Genomic DNA, 15,189 nt, shown 5'->3' on the forward strand with positions numbered 1-15,189 from the left:
GGTATCTGCGGGCGTGCCGCTGACTCCTGTCCTTCGGGGAGGCCCCGCGGCGAGGAGGCACGTATGTCCGTTAGTGCGTTGGCGGAACGCGAGGACACCAGGTCACGGACTGGGGAGCCCGTTGACGAGATCGTGCTGAACGCGGTGGTCGAGGCGGCCGTGTCGGGGGACACGGCCGCCATCCACTGGCTGCTGGGTCACGTGCGGCCGCTGGTGCTGCGTTACTGCCAGTCACGGATCGGTGGCCACCGGACCGCCATCGCCGTCGACGACGTGGCCCAGGAGGTCCTGCTCGCGCTGTTCCGCGCGTTGCCGACGTACCGCAACCAAGGCCGGCCGTTCCTGGCGTTCGTGTACGGCATCGCCGGCCACAAGGTCGCCGACGCCCGCCGCAACGCGGCCCGGATCGCGGCGACCATGCCGGTGCCGGAGATCCCGGACGTCGCCAGCCAGGACGCCACGCCTGAACAGCACGCCCTGCAGTTCGAGATGACCAGCCGGATCGAACAGCTGCTGCGTCGCGTGCTGTCCCCGCGCCAGCACGAGATCCTGGTCCTGCGCCTGGTGGTCGGCCTGTCCGCGGAGGAGGTCGCGGACGTCATGGGCTCGACCCCCGGCGCGATCCGGGTCGCCCAGCACCGGGCGCTGTCGCGCCTGCGGAAGGTCGTCAGCCAGTGACGTCGCCGGGCTTGGGGAACCGGTGCTCGTTGCGGTCCATCTTGTCGTTCGCCGCCTTGATCAGGTCCACGCCGAGCACGTCGGCCAACTGGACCAGGTAAAGCAGGACGTCAGCCAGCTCGTCGGCGATGTCGGCGGCCAGCTTCGGGTCCGCCATGGCGTTGGCGGACTCCGCCGGCGTGAGCCACTGGAACAGCTCGGTCACCTCACCGACCTCGCCGGACATGGCCATCACCAGGTTCTTCGGCGTGTGGTACGGACCCCAGTCCCGCGCCGCCGCGAACTCCCGCAACCGGTCGGCCAGGGCGTCAAGGCTCATACCGAAGATCTACCACGTCAGTGCTGCACCGCGGGACGGGCGGCGACCGCTGGGCTCGTGCGGACCTCTTCGCGGCGGGCCCGGCGGCGGGCGGCCAGCCAGCCGTCCAGTTCGACGATGACCGGACCGAGCGCCATCAGCAGCAGCAAGGTGGTCCCGACCGCGATCCCGGCCCAGGTCAGCAGCAGTGTGAACATCTCTCCTCCTCCGGTGTCGTCCGATCTCGAACGTGTCTCCAGCTTCGCCCGTCGAGGGGCGTGTCCGAATCGGCCGATGAGTCGGGCCGGCCGGCTGATCGGTCCTGCTCAGCGGGGGTGAGATGGCCGTTCGGCCGACTCGCCGGCACCAGTTGACCGAGGCGCGGCAGCGGGCGGGGTGCGAAGCTCTACATCCGTGACGGCGCCACCCCTCGTGCCAGCGACCCACCGCTGGCTCCTCGCCCTGCTCGGCGGGGCCCTGTTCATCGACCTGCTGCTCGCGACGCAGGACGGTCAGTACGGGCTCGGCGCGCTGCCAGGCGGGGCGCTGATGGTGGCGTGCGCGATATTTGGCGCCCGCAAGCCGACCGAGGGGGCGTTGGCCGGCGCGCTGGTGATGGTGATGTCGACCGGCTTCATCCGGGTCATGCACATCGCCCCGACGTCGATCGGGATCAACGACCTGCTGCTGTCCGAAATGGCGTCCGGCGTGGTGCTGGTCGTGCTCGTGGTGTGGCGGTCATCGCCGGCGGTGTCGGCCGGGTGCACGACCATGCTCGTGCTGGCGGCTGTGCTGGCGTTGTTCGTCCGGACCGGCCAAAGCCACAGCATGACGCAGTTCCGGTCGCTGCAACTCGGCTTGCTGTTGCTGGTCGGGGCCGTGGTCGTGGGGGTGTACCTGCGGAACACGAACCTGCGGCGGACCGAGACCGAACTGGGTGCCCTGGTCCGCAGGCAGTGGCCGCTGGCCGCGGCGCTGGTGTTGCTGCTTTTCCTGGATGTCTACATCGGCAACAGCGGCACCCACATCCTGGCGATGGCCGGCGCGGTGCTCGCCTCGGTGTGCGCCTTCTTCGCCCCGCGTGCTCCAGTGAGCCTGACGCTCACGGCCACGGCATGTATCGCGCTGTCGCCGCTGCTGGTGTTCTTGGCGCAGGCGATCGGGCCGAACCGAACCGGCGGCGAGGCCATCGTCGTGACCGAGGTGGCCGCGAGCATGGCGCTGGTCGCGTTCGTCACCCGGTGGGGGGCGCCGTGGCCCGCGGGTCTCAGCACCGCCGCACTGGTCGCGGCGGACTTGATCGCCTTGGAACTGCGTTCCGAGTACGCCCGGCAACGGCTGACGGATTTCGGCTTCGTCATCGGCTTCCTGATCCTGGTCTCGGTGGCCACCGGGCTGTACTTCCGCGCCCGTGACCGTGAGCGCTCACAGACGATCAGCGTGGCCGTGAGCGGGGCACAGCAGTCCGAGCGGATGGCGTTGGCCCGGGAGCTGCACGATGTCGTGGCGCATCACGTGACCGGGATCGTCGTGCAGGCGCAGGCGGCGCGGCTGGTCGCCGAGAAGGACCCCCAGGTGGCCGTCCAGGCGTTGGCGAAGATCGAGAGCTCGGGTATTGAGGCGCTGAAGGCCATGCGGTTCCTGGTCGGCAGCATGCGCGGCGCGAAGCCGGCGGGCACGTCCCAGGCCACCGAGCACGCCACCATGGATCTCGCCGCCGACCTCGGCAACGTCATCCAGCACTTCAGCGGCCCCCCGGTGACGACCGAGCTGAACCTGCCGGAGGTGGTCCCGCACGAGGTCGGCCGGTCGGTGCTGCGGCTGGTCCAGGAGTCGTTGACGAACGTCGGCAAGCACGCGTTGGGCGCCCGGAACGTCCACGTCACGGTCACCGGATCGGACGGCGAACTGGCCGTCCGGGTGCGCGACGACGGCGTGGCGCGGCGTGCCGACCCGGTCGGCGGATCGGGCGGATACGGTCTTGTCGGCATGCGTGAACGCGTGGAGCTGCTCGGCGGCAGGTTCGTCGCCGGCCCGGTCAGCCCGGTGGGCTGGCGGGTGGAGGCATGGCTCCCCCTGAGGAAAGAGGACACTTGACGATCCGGGTGCTGATCGCCGACGACCAGGAGATGGTCCGGGCCGGGTTCCGGATGATCCTGGAGACCCAGGACGACATCGAGGTGGTCGCCGACGTCCCAGACGGAATCGCCGCCGTCACCCAGGCCCGCGAGCTGCGGCCGGACGTCTGCCTGCTGGACATCCGGATGCCCGGCATGGACGGCCTCGAAGTCACCCGGCAACTGGCCGGCCCAGGCGTGCCGGATCCGCTCAAAGTGGTCGTGGTGACCACCTTCGACCTGGACGAGTACGTGCACACCGCCCTGGCGAACGGGGCCAGCGGGTTCCTCCTGAAGGACGCCGGCCCGGCGTTGCTGCTGGAGGCGGTCCGGGCTGCGGTGCGGGGCGACGCGTTGATCTCGCCGCAGATCACGGTCCGGCTGTTGCAGCACTTCGCGCTCCCGGCGAAATCCGCGGTGTCCACGGACGTGGCGCTCACCGAACGGGAACAGGACGTGGTTCGGGCGGTCGCCAGGGGCCTGACGAACACGGAGATCGGCAACGAGCTCTACATGTCCCTGTCGACCGTGAAGACGCACTTGGCGGCGGTGCAGTCGAAGATCGACGCGCGCAACCGGGTCGAAGTGGCCGCCTGGGCGTGGCGCACCGGCCTGATGGCCAGCTGAACACCCCGGTGCGCTCAGACGAGCGGGACGACCAGCCGGAACCTGATGTCGTTGGAGTCGTCGTCCTCGGGGTCGAACCATCCCACATGCGCGGGATCACGGTAGGCGGTCGCCAATGTCAGCCATTGGATGAACACTCCTTCGCCGCCGTGGGCGGCACCGCCGCCGTCACCGCCGCAGGGCACCTCGCGATCCGAGGTCCGCTCGTACTCGTAGGGATCCTGGCCGATGACCAGCCCCCACAGGTTCGGTTGCCGGTCCAGGCCCGCGGACTGGTCGTCCGGATATCCGTCGTACATGCCGGCATAGTCGTCGCCCCATCGGAACAGGGTGGTGGCACCGGCGCCGCAGGCGTACTCCCACTCGTCCGGGGAGGTCGGCCGCATCCCCCGCTCGGCGGCCTCCCTTACCGCCTGGGCGTGGGTCATCCGCCGGACAACCCGCGCGTGACACGGCTGCCCTCGCTCGTCGACTTCGACCCGCAGGCTGTCGCCCGATCGCCAGGACATGATCGTCCAGCTGGGCACACCGCCTGCCTTGGCCGCCAACGCCTGGACCTCCGGATCATCAAGTGGCACAGCGGTCGCACCCATCGCCATCGCCTCTACCGCGACCAACATCGCGGCAAACTCCGTCACCCGGACCGGCGAAGTCATGGCGTCGACGAACTCCGCGGCCGCTGCCACGCCGTGCTCGCCGGTGCTGGCGGTGAAGTCGGCAGCCTGTTGTGGTGACGGGACGAACTTGGCGCCGTCATAGCCAAGCGACACGCGGTCGGCAGGGACCAGCGAGAACCGCATGCCGTCCCGTTCGAACAGGGCGAGGCGCTGACGTCTGCCCGCGTACTCATGGTCGTGGACGCCGACCAACTCCAGCCCGTTCTCACGCGTTATCGCCCGTGCGACGCCTATCGCCGACTCGTCGGAAAGTTCCCGCCACCGCGCGGCGGTCAGATCAGCATGCGACACGCGTGCATCCTGGCGCCCATGACCAGTGCGGGACGGCCGCTGTCCCCTTCCGGCCATGAGATGGCGATTCGGTCAGTCCGTGTACTTCTTCGACCGCAGCAGGACTTCCTGCTTCGGGTCGAGAGCCGCGCCGCCCGGCGGTTCCTGACTGACCACCTGCCAGTTGCGGTCGACGATGATCATCCGGCCTCGGCCGGTCGCGTCCTCGTCGGTGAAGTTGTAGAAACCCGAGGCCTGCAGTGTGCGCCGGGCGTCTTCGCGGTTCTTGCCGACCACGTCCGGGACCAGGTTGCCGCTGGGGGCTTTGGTGCCCCGGACGACCGTTTGGCCGAGCACCGGCTCAGGGGCTGCCGCCGGTGCCGCGGCCGGCGTCTCGGTGGGCGTGGCCGAGCACGCCGCTAACAGCAGAGCCCCGGCCAGCCAAGCTTTTCGCACACGTCCACGGTACTCACTTGAGGGCCGAGCCGGCCTGCCAGTTGGGCCAGGAGACCGCCCAGTCGCCGTAGGTGTCCCAGACCGGCAGCTGCGGGCCGCCGGAGTTGGTCACCTCGACCACGTCGCCGAGGCCGAAGTGATTGAAGAACCATTCGGCGTTGGCCGCGTTGAGGTTGATGCAGCCGTGCGAGACGTTCGTGCTTCCTTGTGCGCCAACGCTGTTCGGGTTCTCGTGGACGAACTCGCCGTCGTTGGACATGCGCTCGGCGAAGTGCTCGACCGACCGGTACGCCTGCGGGCCCGAGCACACGCCGTACGTGCAGGAGTCCATGGTGTAGTCGCGCTGCTTGTCCGAGATGACGTGGGCGCCGAGGTGGGTCGGGGTGGCGTCCTTGCCCATGCTGATCGGCATGTCCTTGACCATGTTGCCGTTCTGGTAGATCTGCATGTGCGCGGAGTTGCCGTCGGCCTTGGCCACCCAGGAGTCGTGCACCTTCAGGTTCAGGTCCCGGTCGGTGTCGCCGTACACGCCGCCACCCAGGTCTACGCCGTACACACCGGCGTGCACCTTGATGGTCGTCCCCGCCTGCCAGTAGGTCTGCGGACGGTAGTGCACCTCGCGCTTGCTCAGCCAGTACCAGCCGCCGGCCTGCGCCGGGGTGCTGGTGACCTTCAACGCCTTCTCGGCCGCGACCTTGTCGGCGATGTCCTTGTCGAACTTCACCACGATCGGCTGGCCGACACCGACGTCCGTGACGCTCGGCGCCGGGATGAACGACGGGAACGCCGTCGCCTTGGGCGCCAACGTCTTCACCGTGGAGTTCTGGTCGGCCTTCTTACCGTCCGTGGTGGCCGCGGAGGCGACCACGTTGTAGGAGGCGTTGTAGGCCAACGGCTCACTGGAGGTCCAACTGGTCTTGTCGCCGGAGTAGTTGCCTTTGACCTGAGTTCCCTTGGCGGAGTTGGTAACCGTCACCGACTGCAGTGCGCCGCCGGTGGCCTTCACCACCACCGGGTTGGTCGGCGAGACGTTGTCGCCCGCCGGCGTGATGTCGATCTTCACCGCCGGGGGCGCGGCCGAACCGCCGCCGGATCCGCCCGCGGTTCCCGACGAGCCGGGTGTGGCCAGTCCGGGCGTGTCGGAGGAGCTGCACGCCCCGGTGAACAGGACGCCCACCAGGATTGCGCCCGTTACGAGCAGTTTGTTCGAATTCGACATCGTTCCTCGCGCATTCTCCGCAGCCTCAGGCACTCACCTAACACGACGCACCAGGCGTCGAAAAGTTCACCCCGGTAGTCGTGGCTCACAAAGATTCCCGATCTGACCTGGAGCGCGCTCCAGGGTGCGGGCCAGCCGTGGCTCGGTCATCAACGTCTCCTCGGTCGCCGGCCGGCAGGCCAGGCTCGGTTCCGTTGTCTACAACGCTTCGAAGCGGACCGTGGGCGCCTTCACCGAATCGTTGCGTCAGTTGGTCACCGCTGTAGTCACGCCCGACCGACCGTCTTGACGCTCAGCTGCTGGCCGGGCGGGGTGCCCGCGCATCCGTTGCCCGGCAACGGAAGGAACATCGACGCGGTGTCGTGCGGCGGGTAGATCCGCAGCCCTCGGGTGGATGTCGGCCGGCAGACCGCCGGGTCGAAGTTGCCGACCTGTACGAACCCGACCGGAGCCTGTGCCTTGGCGCCGGGGGCGAGGGTGATCGCCGCGCCCTTGACACCCACGCGCACCGCGGCCGGGCCGACCTGGTGGCCGTCGTCGCCGGTGACGTACGAGACCCCCGGGAAGCCCTGCATGGTGCACGACTTGTCGCTCTTGTTCGTGAACACGACGGACCGGTAGACGGTCCCGGCCGCGGCGTCACCGCCGCCAACCGACACGGTCAGGTCGGCGGCCTTGCACTCGCCTGACCCACTGACCACCGGCTGGGGCGCGTCGCCCGGACCGGGTTTGTTAGGTGAGTTAGGCGGCTGCTCGACCGGCGTCTGCGGCACGGCTGAAGACACAGTGCCGCTCACGTTCGGCGGGATGTCGATGCTGGGTACCGGCGGGACGGCGGCCGGCTGGGCCTGACCGGTGCACGCGGTCAACAGGACCAGGCCGCTCGCCGCGAGAATCCGCTTGAATGGGACGTTCATGGCGTATCGCCTCCAGGGTCATCTTCTGGATGACACTGTGAGGACGTACCGAAACCTGATCCGGTTGCGTCAGTCTTTCACCAAACGTCGCCCGGCCGGTTCCCCCACTCGGCGGGTGGTGCGCCCAGTGGTCATGGCGGAGGCTCCGGAACCATGACCGAACTCTCCCGCCGCAGGTTGCTGGCTGTTTCGGGCGGTATCGCCGCCGGGTCCTTGCTGCCGCCGTCCGTCCACGCCGCGCTCGCGGAACCCGCACGGCCCGGCGGCTTGGACGCGATCAAGCACGTCGTGATCCTGATGCAGGAGAACCGGTCGTTCGACAACTACTTCGGCACGCTGCGCGGAGTCCGCGGGTTCGGCGACCCGTCGGCGTTGCGTGGCGTGTTCCAGCAGAACGGTGTGTGGCCGTTCTCCGCGCGCAACGCGGCCGAGGCGGCGCACCGGCCGGACAGCGACATCCAGTACCTCGGTTCGCTCGACCACAGCTGGGAGACCGGCCAGCAGGCGTGGGCGAACGGGTGGATGAACAGCTGGGTGCCGGCGAAGACGTCGTCCACCATGGCGTACTACGACCGGCAGGACATCCCGTTCCAGTACGAACTGGCGGAGACGTTCACGCTCTGCGACGCCTACCACTGCTCGGTCTTCGGTCCCACCAACCCGAACCGGCTGTACCTGTGGACCGGGAACGTCGGCTTCGAGCCAGGTACCACCCGGCGGGTCGTCGGCAACGACGCGTACGACGAGGACACCCACCCGGGATATGACTGGACCACGTACGCCGAGCGGCTGGAGGCGGCCGGCGTGTCCTGGAAGACGTACCAGGAATGGGACAACTACCAGGACAACGGCCTGGAGTTCTTCCAGTCCTTCAAGGCGGTCATGCGCAAGGCCCTGGTCCCGGCCGGCGGCCAGCGCAGCCTCACCACGTTCTACTCGCAGCTCGCCGAGGCCACGCCGGACGTTCGGCGGCAGATGCTGGCCGACCTGGCCAAAGGCGTTCAGTCGCTGACGCGGGCCGAGCGGTCCCTGTACGAACGCGGCCTCGCCCGGGTCGAGCCGGGCAAGCTGGCCGCGAGCTTCCGGGCCGACGTCGCCGCCGGCCGGCTGCCGAAGGTGTCGTACCTGGTCCCGTCGTCGGTGGACTCCGAGCACCCGTCCGCGTCGTCGCCCGCGGCCAGCGCGAAGATCATGTACGACGTGCTCGACGCCATCGCGTCGCACCCGGACGTATGGGCGAAAACGGTCCTGATCGTCACGTTCGACGAGTTCGACGGGTACTTCGACCACGTCCCGCCGCCCGTGCCGCCGCCGTCGCGCACCGAGGACCACTTCGACGGCAAGCCGATCGGCCTCGGGTTCCGGGTGCCGACGACGATCGTGTCGCCGTGGTCGGTCGGCGGGTTCGTGTCGTCGGAGACGTTCGACCACACGTCGGTCATCCAGTTCCTGGAACGCTGGACCGGGGTGCGGGAGCCGAACATCACCGACTGGCGGCGGACCGTGACCGGCGACCTGACCTCCACCTTCGACTTCCGGCGCGGGACGCCCGGCCCGTCGGTCGACCGCCCCGGCCCGGTGCCCGCGCCGGTCGACCGGTGGCGGGCCCAGCCGCCCGCGAAGGGTTCGCTGCCGCGCCAGGAGCCGGGGACCCGACCGTCGCGTCCGCTGCCGTACCGGCTGGAGGCGTGGGCGAGGCTCGAAGCGAAGACGCTCGTCGTCACATTGCGGAACTTCGGCACGAAGAGCGCGCACTTCGCGATCTACCCGTACGGCAAGGAACTGCCCGCGCCGAAGCACCTGGACGTGCGGGGCCTGCAGATCGTTCGGATTCCCTTGTCCAGCACCAGGTATTCGATCGAGGTGCACGGACCCGCCGGGTTCCGGCGCGTCTTCGTCGGCTAGCCGTGCATCAGCTCGAGGCCGGTCCACTCCAGGCAGTGCCAGGTGTCGCCGTCGGCCTCGAGCAGCACGTGCCCGGTGTTGGGCAGGATGCCGGTGATCGCGATCCGGCCGTCGACGTTGTCCGCCAGCCACTCGGCCGCCAGCCGGATCACGCCGCCGTGGCTGACCAGCACGACCAGGCCGTCCACGTGCTGTGCGCGGATGGCGTCGACCGCGGCCATGTACCGGGCCTTGATCTCGTGGCCGTCCTCGCCGCCGGGCATCCGCGCGGTCAGGTCGTTGGCCGTCCACCGGTCGTAGACCTGCACGAACGCCTTCAGCGCGGTCTCCCCAGTACGGCCCTCAAGGTCGCCGACGAAGACCTCCTGCACGCCCTCCATCACCTGCACTTCAAGGTCGTGCGGGGACGCGATGTGCGCGGCGGTCTCCTGTGCGCGGATGGCCGTGCTCGCGTACACCGCGACGACGGGCGAGGTGGACAGGCGCGCCGCGACCTTCGCGGCCTGAGCGTGGCCTTCATCGGTCAGCGGCGCCCCTGGGGGCTTGGAATCCAGTGCGCGGATCACGTTCGCCGAGGTCTGGCCGTGCCGGACCAGTAACAGTTGGAGCGTGCTCACCGCCCCTCCCGCATCCGCCGCACCCAGTCACGGGCGGCCTGGTAGTCGTCGTCGGTGTTCTTCGCCGACGGAACCGACGGCGACTGGTCGGCCTTCGGGTACGAGCCGAGGAACCGGACCTGGTTGCTGTTGCGGTGCAGCGCGGCCAGCGCGCCAGCCACCCGCTCCTCCCCGATGTGCCCGTCGAGGTCCAGGTAGAACCGGTATTCGCCGATCTGGCCGCGCAACGGCCGGGACTCGATCCGGGTCAGGTTGATGCCCCGCAGCGCCAGTTCGGACAGCGTGCTCGCCAACGACCCCGGCTCGGCGTGGGCGATCACGACCGCCAACGAGGTGCGGTCCGCGCCGGTCGGCTCCGGCACCCTCGTCGGCCGGCTCACCAGCAGGAACCGGGTCACGGCGTTGTCGACGTCGGCCACGTCGGTGGCCAGCGTCTCCAGCGAGTAGTGCGTGACGGCGACCGGTGCGCACACGGCCGCGTCGAACTCGCCGTCCTGGACCAGCACGGCAGCGGACGACGTGGACGTGGAAGCGACCGGCGTGGCGTTCGGCAGGTTCGCCGCGATCCAGTCGTGGACCTGCGTCAACGCGTGCGGATGGCTGGCGACGGTCTTCACGTCCTCGGCCCGCGTACCCGGCCGCACCAGGATGGAGAACCGCACAGGCAGGACACACTCGGCCACGGCGATCAACGGCTCGTCCTCGGCCAGCGCGTCCATCGTCGCTGTCACCGCGCCGCCGACGGAGTTCTCGATCGGCACACAGCCGGAGTCGACCTCGCCGGACCGGACCGCGGCAAGCACAAGCGGAACGGTCTCGACCGCGACCAGATCGGCGTCACCGAACGTTCGGGCGGCCTGCTCGGTGAACGTCCCCTGCGGTCCGAAGTAGGCGATTCGTGGCACATCCCCACAATAGGGCCCCCGACGGCGGTTCCGGTGCCGCGCCGGGCCTGACATGCTGGGACTTGTGACCGCCGAATCGGAGGCAAGTACGCGGGGCTTGTCGGGGTCTTATGCGCCGGAGCTGGCGCTGTGCGCGGTGGACGAACCACTGGCGCGGGCGTGGGAGGCGGCCTCGCGGGGACGCGCAGGCATCCGCGTGCACCACGGATCGGTGCTCGACTCCCAGGTGCAGGCGGTGGTCAGCCCGGCGAACTCGTTCGGCTGGATGCGGAGCGGCGTCGACGCGCTGTACGCCCAGGCGTTCCCGACCATCGAGCAGACCGTCCGCAGCGGCGTCCTGGCGTTCCACGGCGGCGAACTGCCGGTCGGTGAGGCCCTGATCGTGCCGACGGGCGTGCCCGCGCCCGCGTGGCTGATCAGCGCGCCGACCATGCGGCAGCCTGGCGAACAGCTGCCCGCGGACACCGTGCACCCGTACCTGGCGGCGCGGGGGCTGTTCCGGCTATGGCAGAACGGTCTGCTGGACGATGGCGTGCTGATCCGTGACGTCGTGCACTCCATCGGCTTACCTGGGCTCGGTACGGGTACGGGTGACGTGTCCCCGGAGACCTGCGCGCGTCAGGTCATGGCCGCGTGGGACGAGGTGTTCTCACAGCGTTAGCTCCAGTTCCAGCTCGTCGGTGATCGGGATGCCGTGGTTGCCGAGCAGCGGGATCTCCGGTTTGCTCGCCCGCGCCGTGGCGACCGCCCCGACCCGCAGTTCGCGCATGCGGAAACCGCGCCGCTGGTAGTACCGGATCGCGTCGGTGTTGTCGTTCGTCGTCATCAGGATGATCCGCGCGCAGCCCTCCGTACGCACCCGCTCGACCATCGCGTTCAGCAACGCCGTCCCGATTCCCTGCCCGTCCTGGAAGCTGTTGAAGGTCACCAGCTCAGCCGTGGTCCCCTCGACGGAATAGGTGAGCAAGCCGACAACCTCGCCGTCCTGTTCGGCGATCAGGCCGGGCAACCGGCCCGGTTCGAGGACCCGGCCGTGTCCAACGACAACCGTTGGGGCACCCCAGCTTTCGGTCACCAGTTGGGCGACAGTCGCCTGGTCGGCGGGCCCGGTCGGCCGCATCGTGTAGTTCGTCACAGCGCAAGCGTGCCAGTGAACACCTACCGTTAGGGCGAAGTTTCCCTGCCTCGGCGAGGAGTGGGCGCGATGGCGCGCGTGCGAGACCTGACCCCGTATGTCGAGCTGCATCGGGACCAGTGGAGAGAGCTACGCAAATCGACCCCTTTGCCGTTGAGCGCGGGCGACCTGGCCGGGCTGCGCGGCCTGAACGACCCGGTCGACCTCGGTGAGGTGGCCGAGGTCTACCTGCCGCTGTCGCGGCTGATCAACCTGCAGGTCGCCGCCAGACAACGGCTCAGCGACGCGATCGCGACCTTCCTGGGTGAGAAGGAGAAGGTCCCGTTCATCATCGGTGTCGCGGGTAGCGTCGCCGTGGGCAAGTCCACGACCGCGCGTGTCCTGCGCGCACTGCTGGCTCGTTGGCCGGATCACCCGCAGGTGGACCTCGTCACGACGGACGGGTTCCTGTTGCCGCGCGCCGAGCTGATGCGCAGGGGCATCATGCACCGCAAGGGATTCCCGGAAAGCTACGACCGCAGGGCGTTGCTCCGGTTCGTGTCCGAGGTGAAGTCCGGTGCGCCCGAGGTCCGCGCGCCCGTCTACTCGCACCTGCTGTACGACATCGTGCCTGGTGAGGAGCAGGTCGTCCGGCGGCCGGACATCCTCATCGTGGAGGGGCTGAACGTGCTGCAGCCGGGGCCGCGGCTGCACGTGGCGGACCTGTTCGACTTCTCGATCTTCGTGGACGCGCACACCGAGGACGTGGCCCGCTGGTACGTGGAACGGTTCCTCACCCTGCGGCACACCGCGTTCGCCAACCCCGAGTCGCACTTCCACCACTACGCGTCCCTGTCGGACGCGGAGGCACGCGTGGAGGCCATGCAGCTGTGGACCCAGATCAACGAGCCCAACCTGGTGCAGAACATCCTGCCCACCAAGCCACGGGCCACCCTGGTGCTGCGCAAGGCCCCTGATCACAGCGTGTGCCGGGTCCGGCTGCGGAAGCTCTAGGCTGGTTGCCATGGCTGTCCGGTTGCTGCTGGTCGACGACCACGAGGTCGTCCGCCGCGGCCTGCGTGACCTGCTGGACGGCAACGACGACATCCAGGTCGTGGCCGAGGCGGGCAGCGTGGGCGAGGCGCTGGTGCGGGCCACGGCGGCCAAGCCGGACGTGGCGATCGTGGACGTCCGGCTGCCGGACGGCGACGGCGTGGAGCTGTGCCGGACGCTGCGCGCGCTGCCGGACGGCCCCCGGTGCCTGGTGCTGACGGCGTTCGACGACGAAGAGGCGTTGGTCGGCGCGATCATGGCGGGCGCGTCCGGGTATCTGCTCAAGCAGGTGCGCGGCCAGGACCTCGTGACGGCCGTGCACGAAGTGGCGGCGGGGCGGTCGTTGCTGGACCCCGTCACCACCGCGCGAGTGCTTGAACGCATGCGTCGCGCGGCCGACTCGGACGAGTTGAACTCGTTGACCGACCGCGAACGCAAGGTCCTCGAACTGATCGGCGAGGGCCTGACGAACAGGCAGATCGCCGAACGCCTGTTCCTCGCGGAGAAGACCGTGAAGAACTACGTGACCTCGGTGCTGGCGAAACTCAACATGGAACGCCGCACCCAGGCCGCCGCGTGGGTCGCCCGACGGTCAACGCGCTAGCGCGCCCTCCGTCAGCTGCGCCCGAGCGGCCCTCGCGGCCAGTTCGGCGTTCGCCCGGTACGTGACGCTGGTGACCGGCGTGATCGACAGCACCACGCCGAGCAGCACGCTGAACACCGCCATCAGGTAGAACCTGTCGTCGGCCGAGGCACCCAGGATCAACGAGACGCCACCGAAGACCGTCGCCACGACAGTGACGGCTCGGGCGAGCCAGGCGGGCGGCAGGTCCGTCTTCAGGTACGTCTCGGCCATGGTCACCACGACGGGCGCGAGCCGCGGTTCGGCCAGGCCGCCCACGCGCACGACCTTCCAGGCTGCCCGCCGGTCCGTTTGGCGGAACGTCCGCACGGCCGGGTAGTTCACCGGCAACGGCCGAAGCCCCAGCATCGCGATCAGGGACGTGGTGGTCGCCTGCAGTCCGTACATGACCGCGGCGATGGGATTGCCCTGCCTGACGCCGAAGAAGACGCCCACGGCCAGACCAAGCCCGACGCTCAAGTGGATGGTGTATCGACCCGTGTGCCTAGATCTGCGCCTTCCGGCAGCATCCATGAGGAAGAAGCGTACGACGGTTTCCCGGCCCGTGGGGCATCGATTTAGCGCAACGGGACCTTCCAGACGACCGTCGTGCCGGCGCGCGCGGACGAGCGGACCTCGCAGTGGCCGCCGGCGTCCTCGGCGCGCTCCTCCAGGTGCTTGAGCCCGCGCCGGCTCACCCCGGGCGGGATGCCGCAGCCGTTGTCGATCACGTCGAGCTCGAGTTTCTTGGCGTCCACCAGCAGGCGGACCGTGACCCAGCTGGCCCCGGAGTGCCGGACCACGTTGGACAGCGCCTCGCGGAGCGCGGCCCTGGTGTGATCGGCCAGGTGGCTCGGGACCGCGCTCAGGTCGCCGGCCACGTCGAGTTTGGGCTGGAAGCCGAGCAGTTCGCCGGCGGTGTCCACCTCGGAACGCACCGACTCGGCCAGGTCCGAGGGTTCGGTGGGGTCGGGGTTGCGCAGGGCCCGGACCGTGGCGCGGACTTCGGCGATGGTCGTGTCGAGCTGGTCCACCGCGTCCGCCAACCGGGCCGCGTCGGTTTTGGCCAGGCGTTTCGCCGGCCGGCGGGCGAGCAGGTCGAGCTGCATCCCGGCGCCGTAGAGCCGTTGGACGACGACGTCGTGCAGGTTGCGGGCGATTCGCTCGCGCTCCTCGAAGATCGCGATCCGCTGCCGGGCGTTCGAGCCTTCGGCCAGCACCAGCACCAGGCCGGCCTGGGCGGCGAACGCGGTGAGGACGTCGACGGTCACGGGCGCAAACGGTTGCGCGCCTTTCTTTCGGTAGACCGTCAACGCCCCGAGCCGGCGTTCCCGGGTGCCGAAGGGCGCGGCCGCGAACGGCCCGTACGCCCAGAGATCCTTCGGGACGAACGGAGACGTCCGCGGGTCCGTGGTCAGGTCGTCCACGACCACTGGGATGCCACTGCGGGCCACCCGAGCGGCCGACGACCGCGGCGACAGCACCAGGCCGACCGGGCTCTCGCCGGCGTGGCCGTGGGCGGCCTCGATGGTGAGCCTGCCGTCCTCCTCGCGGGCCATCACCAGGCCCAGGTCGGCTTCGGCGAGTTCGGCCGCGCACGCCACGACGCGGCTGAGCACCGATTCCGGGTCGTCGCCGGACAGCGCAGCCGTCGCGATCTCGGTGGACGCGGACAGCGCCCGCGCGGCAAGTGTCGGATCCATGAGTGACAACA

At 69.5% G+C, this 15,189-nt stretch carries 19 protein-coding genes; 8 read left to right on the forward strand and 11 right to left on the reverse strand.

The features are described 5' to 3' along the window. Window positions 1-63: 63 nt before the first annotated feature. The gene (shbA, locus tag EV192_RS01345) at window positions 64-678 is read left to right on the forward strand and encodes an RNA polymerase sigma factor ShbA (protein WP_132110285.1); all 615 of its coding nucleotides are present in this window, start codon (window positions 64-66) and stop codon (window positions 676-678) included. Here shbA and EV192_RS01350 read toward each other — a convergent pair. Next, window positions 668-997 carry a nucleotide pyrophosphohydrolase gene (locus tag EV192_RS01350; protein WP_132110287.1) on the reverse strand — a complete coding sequence of 110 codons (330 nt, stop codon included), beginning with the start codon at window positions 995-997 and terminating at the stop codon, window positions 668-670. The genes shbA and EV192_RS01350 overlap by 11 nt on opposite strands. A gap of 17 nt (window positions 998-1,014) precedes the next feature. Further along, window positions 1,015-1,194, reverse strand: a complete 180-nt coding sequence (locus tag EV192_RS01355) for a hypothetical protein (RefSeq protein WP_132110289.1) — start codon at window positions 1,192-1,194, stop codon at window positions 1,015-1,017. Between the two features lie 196 nt (window positions 1,195-1,390). Here EV192_RS01355 and EV192_RS01360 point away from each other — a divergent pair, with 196 nt between their 5' ends. Beyond that, window positions 1,391-3,073, forward strand: coding sequence for a sensor histidine kinase (locus EV192_RS01360; protein WP_132110291.1), 1,683 nt, complete (start codon window positions 1,391-1,393; stop codon window positions 3,071-3,073). Further along, on the forward strand, window positions 3,070-3,720 hold the full coding sequence (locus EV192_RS01365) for a response regulator (RefSeq protein WP_279492628.1): 651 nt from the start codon (window positions 3,070-3,072) through the stop codon (window positions 3,718-3,720). Before EV192_RS01360 ends, EV192_RS01365 begins: the two co-directional genes overlap by 4 nt. A gap of 14 nt (window positions 3,721-3,734) precedes the next feature. On the opposite strand, the gene EV192_RS01370 is transcribed toward EV192_RS01365, so the two are convergent. From EV192_RS01370 to EV192_RS01380, 3 genes are all read right to left on the reverse strand, one after another. Beyond that, on the reverse strand, window positions 3,735-4,688 hold the full coding sequence (locus EV192_RS01370) for a hypothetical protein (RefSeq protein ID WP_132110295.1): 954 nt from the start codon (window positions 4,686-4,688) through the stop codon (window positions 3,735-3,737). Window positions 4,689-4,760: 72 nt separating this feature from the next. Beyond that, window positions 4,761-5,123: a PASTA domain-containing protein gene (locus tag EV192_RS55445; protein ID WP_243726562.1), complete on the reverse strand. Its 363-nt coding sequence runs from the start codon at window positions 5,121-5,123 to the stop codon at window positions 4,761-4,763. A gap of 13 nt (window positions 5,124-5,136) precedes the next feature. Continuing rightward, a complete protein-coding gene (locus EV192_RS01380) occupies window positions 5,137-6,342 on the reverse strand; it encodes a L,D-transpeptidase (RefSeq protein ID WP_132110297.1) in 1,206 nt (401 codons plus the stop codon). A 124-nt stretch (window positions 6,343-6,466) separates the two neighbouring features. On the opposite strand from EV192_RS01380, the gene EV192_RS57265 reads away from it, so the two are divergent. Next, entirely contained in the window at window positions 6,467-6,631 is a 165-nt protein-coding gene (locus EV192_RS57265) for an SDR family NAD(P)-dependent oxidoreductase (RefSeq protein WP_132110299.1), read from the forward strand. Here the strand turns inward: EV192_RS57265 and EV192_RS01390 are convergent. Next, a complete protein-coding gene (locus EV192_RS01390; RefSeq protein ID WP_132110301.1) occupies window positions 6,609-7,259 on the reverse strand; it encodes a DUF4232 domain-containing protein in 651 nt (216 codons plus the stop codon). The two genes, EV192_RS57265 and EV192_RS01390, sit on opposite strands and share 23 nt — an antisense overlap. Window positions 7,260-7,412: 153 nt before the next feature. On the opposite strand from EV192_RS01390, the gene EV192_RS01395 reads away from it, so the two are divergent. Next, a complete protein-coding gene (locus EV192_RS01395) occupies window positions 7,413-9,164 on the forward strand; it encodes a phosphocholine-specific phospholipase C (protein WP_132110303.1) in 1,752 nt (583 codons plus the stop codon). Here EV192_RS01395 and EV192_RS01400 read toward each other — a convergent pair. Both EV192_RS01400 and pheA read right to left on the reverse strand, forming a co-directional pair. Further along, on the reverse strand, window positions 9,161-9,781 hold the full coding sequence (locus EV192_RS01400; RefSeq protein WP_132110305.1) for a histidine phosphatase family protein: 621 nt from the start codon (window positions 9,779-9,781) through the stop codon (window positions 9,161-9,163). The genes EV192_RS01395 and EV192_RS01400 overlap by 4 nt on opposite strands. Further along, on the reverse strand, window positions 9,778-10,686 hold the full coding sequence (pheA, locus tag EV192_RS01405) for a prephenate dehydratase (protein ID WP_132110307.1): 909 nt from the start codon (window positions 10,684-10,686) through the stop codon (window positions 9,778-9,780). Before pheA ends, EV192_RS01400 begins: the two co-directional genes overlap by 4 nt. Window positions 10,687-10,750: 64 nt before the next feature. Here pheA and EV192_RS01410 point away from each other — a divergent pair, with 64 nt between their 5' ends. Beyond that, complete coding sequence (locus tag EV192_RS01410) at window positions 10,751-11,347, forward strand: macro domain-containing protein (RefSeq protein WP_424923327.1); 597 nt, start codon at window positions 10,751-10,753, stop codon at window positions 11,345-11,347. On the opposite strand, the gene EV192_RS01415 is transcribed toward EV192_RS01410, so the two are convergent. After that, window positions 11,336-11,821 carry a GNAT family N-acetyltransferase gene (locus tag EV192_RS01415; RefSeq protein ID WP_243726563.1) on the reverse strand — a complete coding sequence of 162 codons (486 nt, stop codon included), beginning with the start codon at window positions 11,819-11,821 and terminating at the stop codon, window positions 11,336-11,338. The two genes, EV192_RS01410 and EV192_RS01415, sit on opposite strands and share 12 nt — an antisense overlap. A 69-nt stretch (window positions 11,822-11,890) precedes the next feature. Between EV192_RS01415 and coaA the strand changes: the two genes are divergently transcribed. Together coaA and EV192_RS01425 are read left to right on the forward strand one after the other, a co-directional pair. Further along, window positions 11,891-12,814, forward strand: coding sequence for a type I pantothenate kinase (coaA, locus tag EV192_RS01420; RefSeq protein ID WP_132110311.1), 924 nt, complete (start codon window positions 11,891-11,893; stop codon window positions 12,812-12,814). Window positions 12,815-12,824: 10 nt separating this feature from the next. Further along, window positions 12,825-13,457, forward strand: coding sequence for a response regulator (locus EV192_RS01425; protein WP_132110313.1), 633 nt, complete (start codon window positions 12,825-12,827; stop codon window positions 13,455-13,457). Here EV192_RS01425 and EV192_RS01430 read toward each other — a convergent pair. Continuing rightward, entirely contained in the window at window positions 13,446-13,955 is a 510-nt protein-coding gene (locus EV192_RS01430; RefSeq protein ID WP_132110315.1) for a hypothetical protein, read from the reverse strand. The genes EV192_RS01425 and EV192_RS01430 overlap by 12 nt on opposite strands. 98 nt (window positions 13,956-14,053) lie before the next feature. Beyond that, entirely contained in the window at window positions 14,054-15,178 is a 1,125-nt protein-coding gene (locus tag EV192_RS01435) for a GAF domain-containing sensor histidine kinase (RefSeq protein WP_132110317.1), read from the reverse strand. Between the last annotated feature and the right edge of the window lie 11 nt (window positions 15,179-15,189).

It is taken from the genome of Actinocrispum wychmicini, assembly GCF_004345645.1.
GTDB classification, from domain to species: Bacteria; Actinomycetota; Actinomycetes; order Mycobacteriales; family Pseudonocardiaceae; genus Kibdelosporangium; species Kibdelosporangium wychmicini.

Coding starts and splice junctions, on each gene's coding strand:
- EV192_RS01425 (WP_132110313.1), top strand. CDS start 12,825: ATGGCTGTCCGGTTGCTGCTGGTCGACGACCACGAGGTCGTCCGCCGC.
- EV192_RS01350 (WP_132110287.1), bottom strand. CDS start 997: ATGAGCCTTGACGCCCTGGCCGACCGGTTGCGGGAGTTCGCGGCGGCG.
- EV192_RS01355 (WP_132110289.1), bottom strand. CDS start 1,194: ATGTTCACACTGCTGCTGACCTGGGCCGGGATCGCGGTCGGGACCACC.
- coaA (WP_132110311.1), top strand. CDS start 11,891: ATGGCGCGCGTGCGAGACCTGACCCCGTATGTCGAGCTGCATCGGGAC.
- EV192_RS01390 (WP_132110301.1), bottom strand. CDS start 7,259: ATGAACGTCCCATTCAAGCGGATTCTCGCGGCGAGCGGCCTGGTCCTG.
- shbA (WP_132110285.1), top strand. CDS start 64: ATGTCCGTTAGTGCGTTGGCGGAACGCGAGGACACCAGGTCACGGACT.
- EV192_RS01435 (WP_132110317.1), bottom strand. CDS start 15,178: ATGGATCCGACACTTGCCGCGCGGGCGCTGTCCGCGTCCACCGAGATC.
- EV192_RS01395 (WP_132110303.1), top strand. CDS start 7,413: ATGACCGAACTCTCCCGCCGCAGGTTGCTGGCTGTTTCGGGCGGTATC.
- EV192_RS01380 (WP_132110297.1), bottom strand. CDS start 6,342: ATGTCGAATTCGAACAAACTGCTCGTAACGGGCGCAATCCTGGTGGGC.